Below are 16,724 nucleotides of genomic sequence, written 5' to 3'. Positions count from 1 at the left end.
AAGGCCACCCCCATGTTCGAGGCAGTCGAAGAGCTCCTCGTCGAGCACGCCGACCTCGAGGCGAGGCTGGCCGACCCGTCCGTCCACGCCGACCAGGCGAACGCCCGCAAGCTGGCCAAGCGCTACGCCGAGCTCACGCCGATCACCCGGGTCTTCCGGGCCTGGCGACAGGCCGGCGAGGACATCGAGGCCGCCCGCGAACTCGCCGCCGAGGACCCCGAGTTCCTCGCCGAGGTGAAGACCGGCGAGGCCCGGCGCGAGGAGCTGACCGAGGAGCTGCGGCTGCTGCTGGTCCCGCGCGACCCGAACGACGACAAGGACGTCATCCTGGAGATCAAGGCCGGTGAGGGCGGCGAGGAGTCCGCGCTGTTCGCCGGTGACCTGCTCCGGATGTACCTGCGGTTCGCCGAGCGGATCGGCTGGAAGACCGAGCTCATCGACTCCAACGAGTCCGACCTCGGCGGCTACAAGGACGTCTCGGTGGCCGTGAAGACCAAGGGCAACGCCGAGCCCGGCCAGGGCGTCTGGGCCCGGCTGAAGTACGAGGGCGGCGTGCACCGCGTGCAGCGCGTCCCCGCCACCGAGTCGCAGGGCCGCATCCACACCTCGGCGGCGGGCGTGCTGGTCACCCCGGAGGCCGAGGAGGTCGAGGTCGAGATCCTCGCCAACGACCTGCGGATCGACGTGTACCGCTCGTCCGGCCCGGGCGGCCAGTCGGTCAACACCACCGACTCCGCGGTCCGGATCACCCACCTGCCGACCGGTATCGTGGCGTCCTGCCAGAACGAGAAGAGCCAGCTGCAGAACAAGGAGCAGGCGATGCGCATCCTGCGTTCGCGGCTGCTGGCCGCCGCGCAGGAGGAGGCCGAGCGCGAGGCCTCGGACGCGCGCCGCAGCCAGGTCCGCACGGTGGACCGCTCCGAGCGGATCCGGACGTACAACTACCCGGAGAACCGCATCTCGGACCACCGGACGGGCTTCAAGTCGTACAACCTGGACCAGGTGCTGGACGGTGAGCTGAACGCCGTCATCCAGTCCTGTGTCGACGCGGACGCCGCGGCCAAGCTCGCCGCGGCCCAACAGAACTGACACCGGGCGGCGGCGGGACCGACGTCGAGGCCGGAGAGCGGAAGCAAGAGGTCGTACGGATGAACCTGCTACTCGCCGAGGTGGCCCAGGCCACCCAGCGGTTGGCCGCGGCCGGCGTGCCGTCGCCGCGCTTCGACGCGGAGGAACTCGCCGCACACGTCCACAACGTCAGGCGCAGCCAGCTGCACACCGTCAAGGACGCCGACTTCGACGCCCGGTACTGGGAGGCGGTGGCCCGCCGGGAGGCCCGCGAGCCGCTCCAGCACATCACCGGCCGGGCGTTCTTCCGCTACCTGGAGCTCGAGGTCGGGCCGGGGGTCTTCGTGCCCCGCCCGGAGACCGAGTCGGTGGTCGAGTGGGCCATAGACGCCGTCCGCGACATGGACGTGGCCGAGCCGCTGGTCGTCGACCTCTGCTCCGGCTCCGGCGCGATCGCGCTCGCCCTCGCCCAGGAGCTGCCCCGCTCGGTCGTCCACGCCTTCGAGCTGGACGAGGGCGCGCTGCCCTACACCCGGCGCAACATCGGCTCCTCGCCCGACCGCGCCCGGGTCACCCTGCACGAGGGCGACGCCACCCGGGCCTTCGAGGACGACCGCGCCTGGGACGGCCGCTTCGACCTGGTCATCTCCAACCCGCCCTACATCCCGCTCACCGAGTGGGAGTACGTGGCCCCGGAGGCCCGCGACCACGACCCGCAGATGTCGCTGTTCTCCGGCGAGGACGGCCTCCACACCATCCGCGGCATCGAGCGCGTCGCCGCCCGTCTGCTGCGCCCGGGCGGCGCCGTGGTGATCGAGCACGCCGACACCCAGGGCGGCCAGGTCCCGTGGATCTTCAACGAGGAGGCCGGCTGGACCGACACCGCCGACCACCGCGATCTGAACAACCGCCCGCGCTTCACCACGGCCCGCAAGGCGTCGCTGTGACCGAGCGGGTGACCGGCGGGCACCGCGGCCCGTCGGGGCGCCGGAGCACCGCCGCCGGCGCCGGCAGCAGTACGAGCGCCACGAGCAGCACGAGCACCACCACGAGCACCACCATGAGCCCGTCCGGAAGGGGACCGCACCGATGAGCCGCCGCTACGACTGTGCCGATGCCGGGGACCGCGCCACCGGTCTGCGTGAGGCCGCCTCTGCCGTCCGCCGCGGCGAACTCGTCGTGCTGCCGACCGACACCCTCTACGGGGTCGGCGCGGACGCCTTCTCCCCGGAGGCGGTGGCCGCCCTGCTCGCCGCCAAGGGCCGCGGCCGCAACATGCCCTCGCCCGTCCTGGTCGGCTCGCCGACCACCCTGCACGGTCTGGTCACGGACTTCTCCGAGCAGGCCTGGGAGCTCGTCGACGCCTTCTGGCCGGGCGGTCTCACCCTGGTCGCCAAGCACCAGCCCTCGCTGCGCTGGGACCTCGGCGAGACCCGCGGCACCGTCGCGGTCCGGATGCCGCTGCACCCGGTCGCCATCGAGCTGCTGAACAGCACCGGTCCGATGGCCGTCTCCAGCGCCAACCGGACCGGCGGCCCGTCCCCGGCCACCTGCGACGAGGCCCAGCAGCAGCTCGGCGACGCCATCTCGGTCTACCTGGACGGCGGCACCGCCGACCACGCCCAGGCCTCGTCGATCGTCGACGTCACCGGCAAGGTGCCGGTGCTGCTGAGGGCCGGCGCGATCTCCGTCGAGCAGCTGAGGGAGGTCGTCCCCGACCTGGAGGCCGGCAGTTGACGGCCGCCTCCCTCCATGCCGGGCCCGGCATATCGCCGTACCTGAGCGTGGGACCCAGGCCGCTGGACCACTTCCGGATCCTGTACGTGTGCACCGGCAACATCTGCCGCTCGCCGATCGCCGAGCGGCTCACCCGGCGTGAGCTGGACACCCGGCTGAACCCCCGGGTGGCCGGCCGGATCCTGGTCGAGTCGGCCGGCACCTGGGGCCATGTCGGCGCGCCGATGGAGGACCACGCCGCCACGGTGCTGGACGAGTACGGCGCCGACAGCGGCGGCTTCACCGGCCGCGAACTGCTGGACGAGCACGTGGTCGAGGCCGACCTGGTGCTCACCGCGACCCTGGACCACCGGGCCCAGGTCATCTCCATGGGCCACGAGGCGGGGCTGCGCACCTTCACCCTGAAGGAGTTCACCCGGCTGGTCCGGACGATCGACCCGGGGACCCTGCCGGACCCGCGCCGCGGCGCCGACGTCACCGAGCGCGCCCGGGCCCTGGTCCGGGCCGCCGCGGCGCTGCGCGGCTGGCTGCTGGCCGCCGACCCCGAGACGGACGAGCTGCACGACCCGTACGGCGCGCCGATCGGGATGTTCCGCAACTGCGGCGAGGAGATATTCCACGCCGTCGACCCGGTGGTGACCGCCCTCACCGGGGTCCGCGCGCTGCGCTGAGCGCCGGCCCGGACGCCGGCCGGCCGCCGTGGCACCGCCGGCCCGGTCGCGCCGCTTCCCACGGCCGGGCGTACCCCGGCACGCGCCGCCGTGCCGGGGCGCGGGGGCGGTCCTACGCTGGAGGGATCCGACCCGACGCGCCCGGGAGCCCCCGCCATGACCGTCACCGATGCCGCGACCGGCCCCGTCGAGACCCCCGAGGCGCTCTCCGCCGCCCTGTTCCGGGCCGATCCCCAGCTGGCCGACCTGATGGCCGCGGAGGCCGAACGACGGGCGGAGACGATCCAGCTGCTGGCGGGGGAGAACCTCACCGGCCCGGCCGTGCTGGCGGCCCTCACCGGCCCGCTGATCGACAAGTACGCCGAGGGCTACCCCGGCCGCCGCCACCACGCCGGCTGCTCGCTCGCCGACGCCGCCGAGCTGCTGGCGATCGACCGGGCCCGGGAGCTGTTCGCCGCCCCGCACGCGAACGTCCAGCCGCGCTCCGGCACCGCGGCGATGCTCGCCGCCTACGCCGCGCTGCTGCGGCCCGGCGACGTGGTGCTCGCGATGTCGCTGGAGCACGGTGGCCACCTCAGCTGCGGCTCGCGGGCCAACTTCTCCGGCCGCTGGTTCGACTTCGTCGGTTACGGGGTGCGCCGCGAGGACGGGCTGATCGACCTCGACCAGGTCCGCGAGCTCGCCCTGCGGCACCGGCCGAAGGCGATCGTGGCCGGCTCCATCTCCTACCCGCGGCACCCCGACTGGGCCGCCTTCCGGGCGATCGCCGACGAGGCGGACGCCTTTCTGGTGGCCTCCGTCGCGCAGACCACCGGCCTGGTCGCGGCCGGTGTCGCGCCGTCCCCGGTCCCGTACGCGGACGTCACCGTGGCGGCCACCCACAAACTGCTCCGGGGCCCGCGCGGTGGTCTGCTGCTGTGCACCGCCGAGCTGGCCGAACGGGTCGACCGGGCGGTCTTCCCGTTCAGCCAGGGCGGCGCCGCGATGAACGAGGTGGCCGGCAAGGCCGTCGCGCTGGCCGAGGCCGCCACGCCCGCCTTCCGGGCGTACGCCCACCGCACGGTGGCCGGGGCACGGGTGCTCGCGGACGGGCTCGCGGCGGCGGGAGCGCGCCCGCTGACCGGGGGCACCGACACCCATCTGGTGACCGCCGACGTCGGCGCGCTCGGCGTCAGCGGGGCCGAGGCGGAGCGCCGCTGCGCGGCCGCCGGACTGCTGTTCGGCAAGTGCGCGCTGCCCTACGACCCGGCGCCGCCCTCGGAGGCCTCCGGGATCCGGCTCGGGACCGGCACCGTGACCACGCAGGGCATGGGGGAGGCGGAGCTGGCGGAGATCGCCGGGCTGATCGGACGGCTGCTCGCCGGGGGCACGGACGTCCGGGTGGCGGAGCGCGTCCGGGAACTCGCGCGGGCCTTCGCCGGGCGGCGTTGACCGCGCTTCCGAATCTCCTACCCGGTAGGGCGAACCGCGATGCGCACCCCCGGCGTCCGACTCAATAAGGTGTGTGCCGTGGCGACGCACCTCGAACCTCGGACAGGCACGGGAGTACCTTCGGTACCCAACCGTCGGACAGCGCTGCGGGAGGCCAGTGGTGCGTGAGTATCTGCTGGTGCTGTTCTGCACCGCGGCGGTCACCTATCTGCTGACCGGGCCGGTCCGGAAGTTCGCCATCGCGGCCGGGGCGATGCCCCCGGTCCGCGCGCGGGACGTGCACCGCGAGCCGACGCCGCGGCTCGGCGGCATCGCGATGTTCGGCGGACTCTGCGCGGGCATCCTGGTCGCCTCCCAGCTCGACAACCTGAGCAAGGTGTTCTCCCAGGGCACCGACATCCGCGCGCTGCTCTCCGGCGCCGGCATCATGTGGCTGCTCGGCGTGCTGGACGACAAGTGGGGCGTGGACGCCCTGGTGAAGCTGGGCGGCCAGATGATCGCCGCCGGTGTGATGGTCTGGCAGGGCGTCACGGTGATCACCCTGCCGGTGCCCGGCGTGGGTCCGGTCGCGGTCAGCCCGACCCAGGGCATGGTCATCTCGGTGGTCCTGGTCGTCGTCATGGTCAACGCGGTGAACTTCATCGACGGGCTGGACGGTCTGGCGGGCGGCATGGTCTGCATCGCCGCGATGGCCTTCTTCCTGTACTCGTACCGGCTCTGGTACGGCTACACGATCTCCGACGCCGCCCCAGCGGTGCTGTTCAGCGTGCTGCTGATCGGGATGTGCCTGGGCTTCCTGGCGCACAACATGCACCCGGCCCGGATCTTCATGGGCGACTCCGGCTCGATGATGCTCGGCCTGATGCTGGCGGTCGCCGCGATCTCCATCACCGGCCGGGTCGACCCCGACCTCATCACCAGCGAGCTGGGCTCCCAGACCGCCACCGTGCACGCCCTGGTGCCGATCTACATCCCGCTGCTGCTGCCCCTGACGGTCATCGCGCTGCCGCTGGCGGACCTGCTGCTCGCCGTGGTCCGCCGCACCTGGGCGGGCCAGTCCCCGTTCGCCGCCGACAAGCGGCACCTGCACCACCGACTGCTCCAGGTCGGCCACTCGCACAGCCGCGCCGTACTGATCATGTACTTCTGGGCCGCGCTGATCGCGTTCGGGACCGTCGCCTTCTCGGTCACCAACACCGGCCGTACCGTCGTCCTCACGCTGGCCGGTCTCTGCCTGGTCGGCCTGGTGGTGCTGCTCACCCCGCGGTTCCGGCCCCGGGCCCCGCGCGCGGTGCAGGCCTTCGTGCCGCCGCGCTACCGCCGCCGTCCGGTGCGCCGGACCGCCGCCGCCCCGGTCGCGGAGACCGCCGGGAGCACCGAGGGCACCGAGCTCACCGCCGACTCGGCCGGGCGTACGAGTCCCGAGCCGATGGCCGAACTGTCGGCCGAGGACAAGCGTCTGCTCGGCGGAGTGCCCAAGGGATCGTCGGCGGTCACCGGCCGCGGGCACGGCAACGGACGCGGCCGCTGGGAGAGGTGAGGGCGCGTCAAGTCGGTTCACCCGATCGGCGGCACCCTTGGGCCATCGGTGTGACAGGTGCCACACATTCATGGTAAAGCTCTCATCAAATAGTTTGTGATACCGTTCACGAGTACCGAGAACGCGCCGAAAGACCTGACAGGTGGATGACTTCCGTCCCTGGCGGGTCCCACTCGACGGGCTCGCCGTCGAGAGGCCGGCCCGCGGTGGTTCCGGTCCGGTACCACCCACCGAGTTCTGTGCCCGTCCCCCCGCCACATCGACATGCCGCCGGAGTTGCCGACATGCCGTCCAACGACGCCCGGATCCTCCGAGGCGCCGCGATCCCCACTGCGGTCGCCGGAGTCATCGCGATGGCGATCTCCTTCGCCGTCGCGGGGGGCAAGGGCCTGCTCGGGGCCTTCCTCGGCGCTCTGCTCGTGATGGTCTTCTTCGCCTCCGGCCAGGTCGCCCTCGACCGGCTGACCAGGTCGAATCCGCAGATGATGATGGCCGTCGGGCTGCTGGTGTACACCACTCAGATCCTGCTGGTCGGCATCGTGCTGGCGGTCTTCAAGAACACCGAGCTCTTCAACCGGCAGGCCTTCGCCTTCACCCTGCTGGGCTGCGTACTGATCTGGACCGGCTTCCAGGTCCGCGGCTTCCTCAAGGCCAAGACCTTCTACGTCGTGACCGACGCCTCCGAAAACAAGGCCGAGAAGCCCTCGGACAAGGGGCGTCAACAGTGACGACGGCCCACTGTCCCCCCAACGAGGGGGGCGGTGTTTATGCCGCACTGACGGACTGCTATCGTCCGTCGCAACAACGGAGTACGGGAAGAGGCCTGGTCCATCCGCAGCGCGGATCGATCGCCCCCCGGGTCCGCGCAGTCTTCGATGATCCCGCTGTGGTGCAGTGCTCTGCCGCGCGGGGTCGGCGAGAAACCCATCAAGTTCCAGTGCCGCTCCGTGGCCGCAGGCCATGCCGACACACCGAGGTTGCCGTAACCATGCGTCACGACGAAGGAGTCCGTGGTGAGTGCTGAACTCACGTCCCTCGCCTCAGGCAGTTGCCACTTCGGGGACGCTGGCTGCGGCTTCCCGGCCCCGGGTCTGAACGAGTTCCAGTTCGAGCCGATTTTCACCATCGGCAGCTTCGAGTTCAACAAGCCGATGCTGCTGTCGATGATCGTGGCTGTTCTGGTCATCGGCTTCTTCTGGGCCGCCTTCGCGAAGCCGAAGCTCGTCCCGGGCAAGCTGCAGCTGGTCGGTGAGATCGGCTACGACTTCGTCAAGCGTTCCATCGTGCTGGAGACGATCGGCAAGCGGGGCGAGAAGTACGTCCCGATGCTCGTCTCGATGTTCTTCATCATCTGGCTGATGAACATCCTGTCGGTCATTCCCTTCGCCCAGTTCCCGGTGACCGCGGCGATCGCCTTCCCGGCCGGCCTCGCGGCCGTCGTGTGGGTCACGTACATGGGTCTGACCTTCAAGAACCACGGGTTCGTCGGTGGTCTGAAGAACCTCTGCTGGCCGTCGGGGATCCCGGGCTGGGTCATGTTCATCCTGGTGCCGATCGAGTTCTTCTCGAACATCTTCGTGCGCCCCTTCACGCTCGCGGTCCGAGCCTTCGCGAACATGTTCGCCGGCCACCTGCTGATCGTGATGTTCTCCATCGCCTCCTGGTACCTGCTCAGCCCGACCCTGGGCGCGCTGTACGGCTCGGCCTCGTTCGTCGTCGCCGTCGGCCTCACCGCCTTCGAGCTGCTGGTCCAGTTCCTGCAGGCCTACATCTTCGTGATGCTGGCCAGCAGCTACATCGCCGGTGCCCTGGAAGAGGCGCACTGAGCCCCGGGCCCGTCAGGGCCCGCCACGATCCACACCTCCCGGAATGCCCGGTGGCCAATCACCACCGGTTCACCACCCTGCAAAGGACAACTGCAATGAGCTTCCTCGCTGAGGGCACTGTCTACGGTTCCGTCGCCTCGATCGGCTACGGCCTCGCCGCCATCGGCCCCGGCATCGGCGTCGGTCTGATCTTCGGCAACGGCGTCCAGGCCATGGCCCGCCAGCCCGAGGCCGTCGGCCTCATCCGCTCCAACATGTTCATCGGCTTCGCGCTCACCGAGGCCCTCGCGCTGATCGGCATCGTCATGCCGTTCGTCTTCGGCAACAAGTAATCCCGCCGCAGACCCATTCGAGGAAGGTCCAGATATGAGCATCGCGGCTCAGCTTGCGGCCGAGGAGAAGATGAACCCTCTCCTCCCCGCTTGGCCCGAGATCATCATCGGCCTGCTCTGCTTCTTCATCGTCTTCGGTCTCCTCGGCAAGAAGATCCTCCCCAGCATCGAGAAGGTGCTGGCGGAGCGCCGGGATGCCATTGAGGGCGGCATGGAGCGCGCCGAGGCCGCTCAGAACGAGGCGCAGGCCCTGCTCGAGCAGTACCGTGCCGAGCTCGCCGAGGCGCGCCACGAGGCGGCTCGCATCGTCGAGCAGGCTCGCGAGCAGGGCGCTGCCCAGCTCGTCGAGATGCGCGAGGAGGGCCAGCGTCAGCGCGAGGCCATCGTCGCCGCCGGCCACGCCCAGATCGAGGCCGACAAGAAGCAGGCGACTGCCGCCCTGCGCCAGGACGTGGGCTCGCTGGCCACCCAGCTGGCGTCCCGCATCGTGGGTGAGTCCCTCGAGGACCAGGCGCGACAGAGCGGCGTCGTCGACCGCTTCCTGGACGAGCTGGAGGCCAAGGCCGCCGTTGCTCAGGGTGCGGCGAAGTGATCGGCGCCAGCCGTGAGGCCCTCGCCGCCGGGCGGCAGAACCTCGAGAGCCTGACCGACTCCACCTCGGTGGACGCGGCCCGGCTCGCCGAGGAGCTCACCGCCGTCACGGTCCTGCTGGACCGCGAGGTCTCGCTGCGCCGCGTCCTGACCGACCCGTCCCGGTCGGGTCAGGACAAGGCTCAGCTGGTCTCCTCGCTGCTGGCCGGCCAGGTCTCCGGCGAGACGGCCGACCTGGTCTCCGGCCTGGTCCGCTCCCGCTGGTCGGGTGGCCGTGACCTGGTCGACGCCGTGGAGGAGCTGGCCGCGTACGCGGAGGTCATCGCCGCCGACAGGGCCGGTGCCCTGGACGACGTCGAGGACGAGCTCTTCCGCTTCGGTCGGGTGGTGAGCGGCTCGCACGAGCTGCGCGCCGCGCTGACCGAGCCCAAGGCCGGCGCCGTCGCCAAGGCGGGCCTGATCAAGAAGCTGCTCGGCGGCCGCGCCAACGCGGGCACCGTGCGGCTGGTCACCAGCCTCGTCAACAACCCGCGTGGCCGTAGCCTGGAGCAGGGGCTGGAGTCCTACTCCAAGCTCGCCGCCGCCCGGCGCGATCGCATGGTGGCCCAGGTCACCACCGCGGTGCCGCTGTCGGACAGCCAGAAGGAGCGCCTGTCGGGCGCCCTCGGCCGGCTGTACGGCCGCCAGGTCCACCTGAACATCGACGTCGACCCCGAGGTCGTCGGCGGTGTCCGGGTGCAGATCGGTGACGAGATCATCGACGGCACCGTGTCGAGCCGCCTCTCGGGCGCTCGCCAGGTACTCGAAGGCTGAGCACCGAAGCAGCACATCCGACCCTCGGTCGGGAAACCGGCTCCACCGGAGTCGGCAAAACGTACGGCCGGTTCATACGACCCGGCCGAGAGTCGAGCACTTGCGGCCCTCAATGGCGGGCCGAGGATCGCAAACTAGGAGAGCAGGGAAGCCTGATGGCGGAGCTTACGATCCGTCCGGAGGAGATCCGGGACGCGCTGGCCGACTTTGTCCAGTCGTACCAGCCGGACGCCGCCTCTGTGGAAGAGGTCGGCACGGTCACTGACGCGGCGGACGGCATCGCGCATGTCGAGGGCCTGCCCTCGGTCATGGCGAACGAGCTGCTGAAGTTCGAGGACGGCACGCTCGGCCTCGCGCTGAACCTCGACACCCGCGAGATCGGTGTCGTCATCCTCGGTGAGTTCGGCGGCATCGAGGAGGGTCAGACGGTGCGCCGCACCGGCGAGGTCCTCTCCGTGCCGGTCGGCGACAACTACCTCGGCCGCGTCGTGGACCCGCTGGGCAACCCGATCGACGGTCTGGGCGACATCGCCGCCACCGGTCGCCGCGCCCTGGAGCTGCAGGCCCCGGGTGTCATGGCCCGCAAGTCGGTCAAGCAGCCGCTGCAGACCGGCATCAAGGCCATCGACGCGATGACCCCGATCGGCCGCGGCCAGCGCCAGCTGATCATCGGCGACCGCCAGACCGGCAAGACCGCGGTGGCTGTCGACACGATCATCAACCAGCGCGACAACTGGCGCTCGGGCGACCCGGAGAAGCAGGTCCGCTGCATCTACGTCGCCGTGGGCCAGAAGGGCTCCACCATCGCGTCCGTCCGCGGCGCCCTGGAGGAGGCCGGCGCGCTGGAGTACACCACCATCGTGGCCGCTCCCGCCTCCGACCCGGCCGGCTTCAAGTACCTCGCTCCGTACACCGGCTCCGCCATCGGCCAGGAGTGGATGTACGACGGCAAGCACGTCCTGATCATCTTCGACGACCTGTCGAAGCAGGCCGAGGCCTACCGTTCCGTCTCCCTGCTGCTGCGCCGCCCGCCGGGCCGCGAGGCGTACCCGGGCGACGTCTTCTACCTGCACTCCCGTCTGCTGGAGCGCTGCGCGAAGCTGAACGACGCCCTGGGCGGCGGCTCGATGACCGGTCTTCCGATCATCGAGACCAAGGCCAACGACGTGTCGGCGTACATCCCGACCAACGTCATCTCGATCACCGACGGCCAGTGCTTCCTGGAGTCCGACCTGTTCAACGCCGGCATCCGCCCGGCCGTGAACGTCGGTATCTCGGTCTCCCGCGTCGGTGGCTCCGCCCAGATCAAGGCCATGCGCTCGGTCGCCGGCCGTCTGCGCCTGGACCTCGCCCAGTACCGTGAGCTGGAGGCCTTCGCCGGCTTCGGTTCCGACCTGGACGCGGCCTCCAAGGCCCAGCTGGAGCGCGGTGCGCGCATGGTCGAGCTGCTGAAGCAGGGCCAGTACCAGCCGTTCCCGGTCGAGGAGCAGGTCGTCTCCATCTGGGCCGGTACCACCGGCAAGCTGGACGACGTCCCGGTCGCCGAGATCCGCCGCTTCGAGCGCGAGTTCCTGGACTACGTGCGCCTGCAGCACAAGGACCTGCTCGCGGGCATCGTCGAGACCGGTCTGCTCGCCGACGGCACCGTCGACGCGCTGACCGCCGCGATCGGCGAGTTCAAGCAGGGTTACCAGACCGCTGACGGCAAGCTGCTCTCCGAGCAGGCCTGAGTCCGGTAGCGAGGGAAAGGACGTAACGACCCATGGGAGCACAGCTTCGGGTCTACAAGCGCCGGATCCGCTCTGTCACCGCGACGAAGAAGATCACCAAGGCGATGGAGATGATCTCCGCGGCGCGCATCGGTAAGGCGCAGCGCGCGGTGGCCGCCTCCACCCCGTACGCCGATGAGCTCACCCGGGCGGTGACGGCAGTGGCCACCCGGTCCACCGCCAAGCACCCGCTCACCAGCGAGAACCCGAACGCCACGCGTGCCGCAGTCCTGCTGATCACGGCGGACCGCGGTCTGGCGGGCGGCTACTCGTCCAACGCCATCAAGGCCTCGCTGGCGCTCTCCGAGCGCCTGCGGGCCGAGGGCAAGGAAGTGGTGACGTACGCCGTCGGCCGCAAGGGCGTCTCGTACTACGGCTTCCGTGACCTCGCGGTCGCGGACTCGTGGACGGGCTTCTCGGACAAGCCGACCTACGGCGACGCCAAGCTCGTCTCGGCCGCGCTGATCGAGGCCTTCACGGCCGAGACCGGCGGGGTGGACGAGGTCCACGTGATCTCGACCAAGTTCGAGTCGATGCTGACGCAGACCGCCGTCGACGCGCGGCTGCTGCCGCTGAAGCTCGACGAGGTCAAGGTCGGCGAGGAGTCGGCGACGAAGGAGATCTTCCCGCTCTACGACTTCGAGCCGTCGGCGGAGGGCGTCCTCGACGCGCTGCTGCCGCGGTACGTGGAGAGCCGGATCTACAACGCGCTGCTGCAGTCGGCCGCCTCCGAGCACGCCGCCCGCCGCCGCGCGATGAAGAGCGCGACGGACAACGCCGGCGAGCTCATCAAGTCGCTCACGCGGCTTGCCAACTCGGCCCGTCAGGCCGAGATCACCCAGGAAATCAGCGAGATCGTCGGTGGCGCGAACGCGCTCGCTGACGCGAGCCGCGGGAGCGAATGAGTATGACTACCACTGTTGAGCCGACCACGGCGACGGGCCGCGTCGCGCGGGTCATCGGCCCGGTCGTCGACGTGGAGTTCCCCGTCGACGCGATTCCGGACATGTTCAACGCCCTGCACGTCGAGGTGGACAACCCCGACGGCAGCGGCAAGAAGGTCCTCACCCTCGAGGTCGCCCAGCACCTCGGCGACGGCCTGGTCCGCGGCATCTCGATGCAGCCGACCGACGGCCTGGTCCGTGGTTCGCAGGTCACCGACACCGGTGCCGCCATCTCCGTGCCGGTCGGCCAGATCACCAAGGGCAAGGTCTTCAACGCCCTCGGTGAGGTGCTGAACGTCGACAAGGACGAGTTCGAGTCGCAGGTCCAGGTCCGGTGGCCGATCCACCGCAAGGCCCCCGACTTCAAGGACCTCGAGTCCAAGACCGAGATGTTCGAGACCGGCATCAAGGTCATCGACCTCCTCACCCCGTACGTCACCGGTGGCAAGATCGGTCTGTTCGGTGGTGCCGGTGTCGGCAAGACCGTTCTGATCCAGGAGATGATCTACCGCGTCGCCGAGAACTTCGGTGGTGTGTCGGTCTTCGCCGGCGTCGGCGAGCGTACCCGTGAGGGCAACGACCTCATCGACGAGATGGTCGACTCGGGCGTTCTGGACAAGACCGCCCTGGTCTTCGGCCAGATGGACGAGCCGCCGGGCACCCGTCTGCGGGTCGCGCTCTCCGCGCTGACCATGGCGGAGTACTTCCGTGACGTCGAGAAGCAGGACGTGCTCCTCTTCATCGACAACATCTTCCGGTTCACCCAGGCCGGTTCCGAGGTGTCGACCCTGCTCGGCCGTATGCCCTCCGCGGTGGGCTACCAGCCGAACCTGGCCGACGAGATGGGCCTCCTCCAGGAGCGCATCACCTCGACCCGCGGTCACTCGATCACCTCGATGCAGGCGATCTACGTCCCCGCGGACGACCTGACCGACCCGGCCCCGGCCACCACCTTCGCCCACCTGGACGCGACCACCGTTCTGTCGCGCCCGATCTCGGAGAAGGGCATCTACCCGGCCGTCGACCCGCTGGACTCCACGTCCCGCATCCTCGACCCGCGGTACATCGCGCAGACCCACTACGACACGGCCATCCGTATCAAGGGGATCCTGCAGAAGTACAAGGACCTCCAGGACATCATCGCCATCCTCGGTATGGACGAGCTGTCGGAGGAGGACAAGATCACGGTCCACCGTGCCCGTCGCATCGAGCGCTTCCTCTCGCAGAACACCTACGTGGCGAAGCAGTTCACCGGTGTCGAGGGTTCGACCGTGCCGCTGTCCGAGACCATCGAGGCGTTCAACTCCATCGCGGACGGCAAGTACGACTCCGTCCCGGAGCAGGCGTTCTTCATGTGCGGTGGCATCGAGGACCTCGAGCGCAACGCCGCCGAGCTCGCGAAGAAGTAGTCGCGGCCGGTAGCAGCCGAGCGTGATCGTGAGGGGTGGGCCCCAGCCCTGGGACCCACCCCTCGCGTCGCATCGGCTGTGATTCCGGTCAAATCCGTGCCGCCGGTTTCATGCCGGGGGCGCGGGCCCGTTATTCTTACCGAAACTCCCGAGTAATCGGGGGTTGCATGAGCCTAGGAGCCCACGTTGGCTGAGCTGCACGTCGAGCTGGTCGCAGCCGACCGCAAGGTGTGGTCCGGTGCGGCCACCATCGTCGTCGCCCGTACGGCCTCCGGCGACACCGGCATCATGCCGGGTCACACCCCGGTGCTGAGCGTGCTGGAGACCGGTCCGGTCACCATCCGCACCACGGACGGCGGCACCGTGATCGCTGCGGTGCACGGCGGCTTCATCTCCTTCGCCGACAACAAGCTGTCTCTGCTCGCGGAGATCGCCGAGCTGGCGGACGAGATCGACGTCGCGCGCGCCGAGCGCGCACTGGACAAGGCCAAGTCCGACCTGGACGCGCACGCCGAGCGGCGTGCCGAGGTCCGGCTGTTCGCGGCACGCGGCCTCAAGGCCCGCGCCTGATTGTGCCGGACCCCGCCTGAGCGGGGTCGACCGACGGTCCCGGGGACGCGTGAGCGTGACCCCGGGACTGTCGTCTCAGTTGGTAGGTCAACGCGGTCGCCTGGTACGACCGAACGGGGAACGCGGGTAGCGAGGAGGTAGGTGAGCATGGTCCTCGCCCTTGTGGTGTGTGCGGCGGTCGTGGCGCTCGGAGTGATCGGGTTGGTCGCGTTCGCGGTACGCCGCCGTGTGATCCAGCGGGTCGGCGGCACGTTCGACTGCAGCTACCGGCTCAAAATGCCCGTCGACGCCTCCACGCAGCCCGACCTCGACGAGAACGGCAAACCCACCTCGGCCCCGGTTCCCCAGACCGACGGCAAGGGGTGGGTTTTTGGTATCGGCCGGTACAGCGGTGACTCCATCGAGTGGTTCCGGGTCTTCTCCTACGCCCCGCGCCCCCGCAAGGTGCTGCCGCGCCGGGAGATCGAGGTGCTGGGCCGGCGCTACCCGGAGGGGCAGGAGGAGCTCGCCCTGCTCTCCGGTTCGGTCGTGCTGCGCTGCCTGCACGAGGGCGCCCCGCTGGAGCTCGCCATGAGCGAGGACGCGCTCACCGGCTTCCTCGCCTGGCTCGAGGCGGCCCCGCCCGGGCAGAGGGTCAACGTCGCGTAGCGGCGGACCCTCGGGGTGGGGGCACCTCCCGGCCGGAGGCTGGGGGAGGTGAACGTCGCACAGCGGCTGACCCTCGGGGTGGGGGAGGCGGATTCTCGGGGGTTAACGCCGCCTAACCGGCCCGGCTAGGGTGGCCGCATGGTCAATCTGACGCGCATCTACACCCGTACCGGCGACGACGGCACCACGGCGCTCGGTGACATGAGCCGCACGAGCAAGACCGATCCCCGTCTGGTCGCCTACGCGGACACCAACGAGGCCAACGCCGCGATCGGCGTGGCGATCGCGGCCGGCGCGCTGCCGGCCGACGTGGTCACGGTGCTCACCCGGGTGCAGAACGACCTCTTCGACGTCGGCGCCGATCTGGCCACCCCGGTGGTGGAGGACCCGAAGTACCCGCCGCTGCGGGTCGAGCAGTCCTACATCGACAAGCTGGAGACGGACTGCGACCACTACCTGGCGGAGCTGGAGAAGCTGCGCAGCTTCATCCTCCCCGGCGGCACCCCGGGCGCCGCGTACCTGCACCTGGCCTGCACCGTGGTCCGGCGGGCCGAGCGGGCCACCTGGGCGGCGATCGACACCCACGGGGACACCGTCAACCCGCTGACCGCCAAGTACCTGAACCGGCTCTCCGACCTGCTGTTCATCCTGGCCAGGGCCGCCAACAAGGAGCGCGGCGACGTGCTCTGGGTGCCCGGCGAGAACCGCTGAGGCGACCGCGCGCCGATGCGGTGGACCGTCTCCCGTTCGGTCCACCGCACCCGCCGCCGTTCTAGAACTGCTTCGCCCGCTCGGGGACGTGCCGCTCGACGATCCGGCCGTCCTCGACGACCGCGCCGGCCGGCGGCTGCTTCGGCCAGAGGGTGTAGCTGGTGGCGATGACGAGGTTCACCACGGCGGCGATGCCCAGCCGCCAGTACCACTGGTCGAACACCCCGGTCCCGGTGGCGTCGGTGAACAGCTTCAGCGCGGTGATCAGGGTGAGCGTGATCGCCACCGAGACCAGGGTGCGCAGGCAGATCCGCCACTCGTACCGGCTCCGGGCCGTGCCGTACTTGGGCGAGGGCAGCGGCTTCGGGCCGCCGCCGAAGCGGTGCTGGAACCACCCGTCGGCCCAGCGGACCACGGACGGCCCGAAGCCGACCGAGAAGCCCAGGTAGCTCGCGGCGAGGGCGTGCGTCCAGGAGGCGGTGGCGCCGCCGCGCAGGTCGAGGAAGGTGAGCAGGAACAGCACCAGGTCGATCACGGGCAGCCCGACCAGCAGGACGGTGCTCACCTTCCGCCACCGCAGCAGGTAGCGGGCGGCCAGGCCCAGTGCGAGAACCACCCAGAAGGCGACCTCGGCGGCGAGGACAAGGGTGACGATCATGGTGCG

18 protein-coding genes are annotated in these 16,724 nt (G+C 70.3%); 17 read left to right on the top strand and 1 reads right to left on the bottom strand.

Annotation, left to right across the window (positions count from 1 at the left end; genetic code table 11):
• Positions 1-12 precede the first annotated feature (12 nt).
• The 17 genes from prfA (at position 13) to ACIPYS_RS10355 (ending at position 16,060) form a co-directional block, all read left to right on the top strand.
• Positions 13-1,089: a peptide chain release factor 1 gene (gene prfA / locus ACIPYS_RS10435; RefSeq protein WP_093860515.1), complete on the top strand. Its 1,077-nt coding sequence runs from the start codon at positions 13-15 to the stop codon at positions 1,087-1,089.
• Between the two features lie 59 nt (positions 1,090-1,148).
• Positions 1,149-2,015: a peptide chain release factor N(5)-glutamine methyltransferase gene (gene prmC, locus ACIPYS_RS10430; RefSeq protein ID WP_030392793.1), complete on the top strand. Its 867-nt coding sequence runs from the start codon at positions 1,149-1,151 to the stop codon at positions 2,013-2,015.
• A 142-nt stretch (positions 2,016-2,157) separates the two neighbouring features.
• Positions 2,158-2,805 (top strand): L-threonylcarbamoyladenylate synthase, encoded by a 648-nt coding sequence (locus ACIPYS_RS10425; protein ID WP_093860514.1) that lies wholly within the window; start codon positions 2,158-2,160, stop codon positions 2,803-2,805.
• 29 nt (positions 2,806-2,834) lie between these two features.
• Entirely contained in the window at positions 2,835-3,476 is a 642-nt protein-coding gene (locus tag ACIPYS_RS10420) for a protein-tyrosine-phosphatase (protein WP_231978767.1), read from the top strand.
• A gap of 156 nt (positions 3,477-3,632) precedes the next feature.
• Complete coding sequence (gene glyA, locus ACIPYS_RS10415) at positions 3,633-4,907, top strand: serine hydroxymethyltransferase (RefSeq protein WP_093860512.1); 1,275 nt, start codon at positions 3,633-3,635, stop codon at positions 4,905-4,907.
• A gap of 160 nt (positions 4,908-5,067) precedes the next feature.
• Positions 5,068-6,447 (top strand): MraY family glycosyltransferase, encoded by a 1,380-nt coding sequence (locus tag ACIPYS_RS10410; protein WP_107452562.1) that lies wholly within the window; start codon positions 5,068-5,070, stop codon positions 6,445-6,447.
• A 284-nt stretch (positions 6,448-6,731) separates the two neighbouring features.
• The gene (locus ACIPYS_RS10405) at positions 6,732-7,175 is read left to right on the top strand and encodes a hypothetical protein (protein ID WP_093860511.1); all 444 of its coding nucleotides are present in this window, start codon (positions 6,732-6,734) and stop codon (positions 7,173-7,175) included.
• Positions 7,176-7,460: 285 nt separating this feature from the next.
• Entirely contained in the window at positions 7,461-8,273 is an 813-nt protein-coding gene (atpB, locus tag ACIPYS_RS10400) for a F0F1 ATP synthase subunit A (protein ID WP_030392787.1), read from the top strand.
• Positions 8,274-8,368: 95 nt separating this feature from the next.
• On the top strand, positions 8,369-8,605 hold the full coding sequence (gene atpE / locus ACIPYS_RS10395; protein ID WP_030392786.1) for an ATP synthase F0 subunit C: 237 nt from the start codon (positions 8,369-8,371) through the stop codon (positions 8,603-8,605).
• 34 nt (positions 8,606-8,639) lie between these two features.
• Positions 8,640-9,197: a F0F1 ATP synthase subunit B gene (locus ACIPYS_RS10390; RefSeq protein WP_093860510.1), complete on the top strand. Its 558-nt coding sequence runs from the start codon at positions 8,640-8,642 to the stop codon at positions 9,195-9,197.
• Positions 9,194-10,009: a F0F1 ATP synthase subunit delta gene (locus tag ACIPYS_RS10385; protein WP_093860509.1), complete on the top strand. Its 816-nt coding sequence runs from the start codon at positions 9,194-9,196 to the stop codon at positions 10,007-10,009. The genes ACIPYS_RS10390 and ACIPYS_RS10385 overlap by 4 nt, the downstream gene beginning before the upstream one ends.
• A 155-nt stretch (positions 10,010-10,164) precedes the next feature.
• The gene (gene atpA, locus ACIPYS_RS10380; protein ID WP_030392783.1) at positions 10,165-11,739 is read left to right on the top strand and encodes a F0F1 ATP synthase subunit alpha; all 1,575 of its coding nucleotides are present in this window, start codon (positions 10,165-10,167) and stop codon (positions 11,737-11,739) included.
• Positions 11,740-11,771: 32 nt separating this feature from the next.
• The gene (locus ACIPYS_RS10375; protein WP_093860508.1) at positions 11,772-12,683 is read left to right on the top strand and encodes a F0F1 ATP synthase subunit gamma; all 912 of its coding nucleotides are present in this window, start codon (positions 11,772-11,774) and stop codon (positions 12,681-12,683) included.
• Positions 12,684-12,685: 2 nt separating this feature from the next.
• The gene (gene atpD, locus ACIPYS_RS10370; protein WP_093860507.1) at positions 12,686-14,131 is read left to right on the top strand and encodes a F0F1 ATP synthase subunit beta; all 1,446 of its coding nucleotides are present in this window, start codon (positions 12,686-12,688) and stop codon (positions 14,129-14,131) included.
• 186 nt (positions 14,132-14,317) lie between these two features.
• Positions 14,318-14,701: a F0F1 ATP synthase subunit epsilon gene (locus ACIPYS_RS10365; protein WP_093860506.1), complete on the top strand. Its 384-nt coding sequence runs from the start codon at positions 14,318-14,320 to the stop codon at positions 14,699-14,701.
• Positions 14,702-14,848: 147 nt separating this feature from the next.
• Positions 14,849-15,349, top strand: a complete 501-nt coding sequence (locus ACIPYS_RS10360) for a DUF2550 domain-containing protein (protein ID WP_030392779.1) — start codon at positions 14,849-14,851, stop codon at positions 15,347-15,349.
• 138 nt (positions 15,350-15,487) lie between these two features.
• Positions 15,488-16,060 carry a cob(I)yrinic acid a,c-diamide adenosyltransferase gene (locus ACIPYS_RS10355; RefSeq protein WP_093860504.1) on the top strand — a complete coding sequence of 191 codons (573 nt, stop codon included), beginning with the start codon at positions 15,488-15,490 and terminating at the stop codon, positions 16,058-16,060.
• Between the two features lie 61 nt (positions 16,061-16,121).
• Here ACIPYS_RS10355 and ACIPYS_RS10350 read toward each other — a convergent pair whose 3' ends face one another.
• Entirely contained in the window at positions 16,122-16,718 is a 597-nt protein-coding gene (locus tag ACIPYS_RS10350) for a hypothetical protein (protein WP_400745282.1), read from the bottom strand.
• Between the last annotated feature and the right edge of the window lie 6 nt (positions 16,719-16,724).

It is taken from the genome of Kitasatospora sp. NPDC089913, assembly GCF_044748625.1.
GTDB lineage: Bacteria > Actinomycetota > Actinomycetes > Streptomycetales > Streptomycetaceae > Kitasatospora.
Note: the sequence above shows the minus strand (reverse complement) of the source record. Positions and strands in the feature narration are given on the sequence as shown.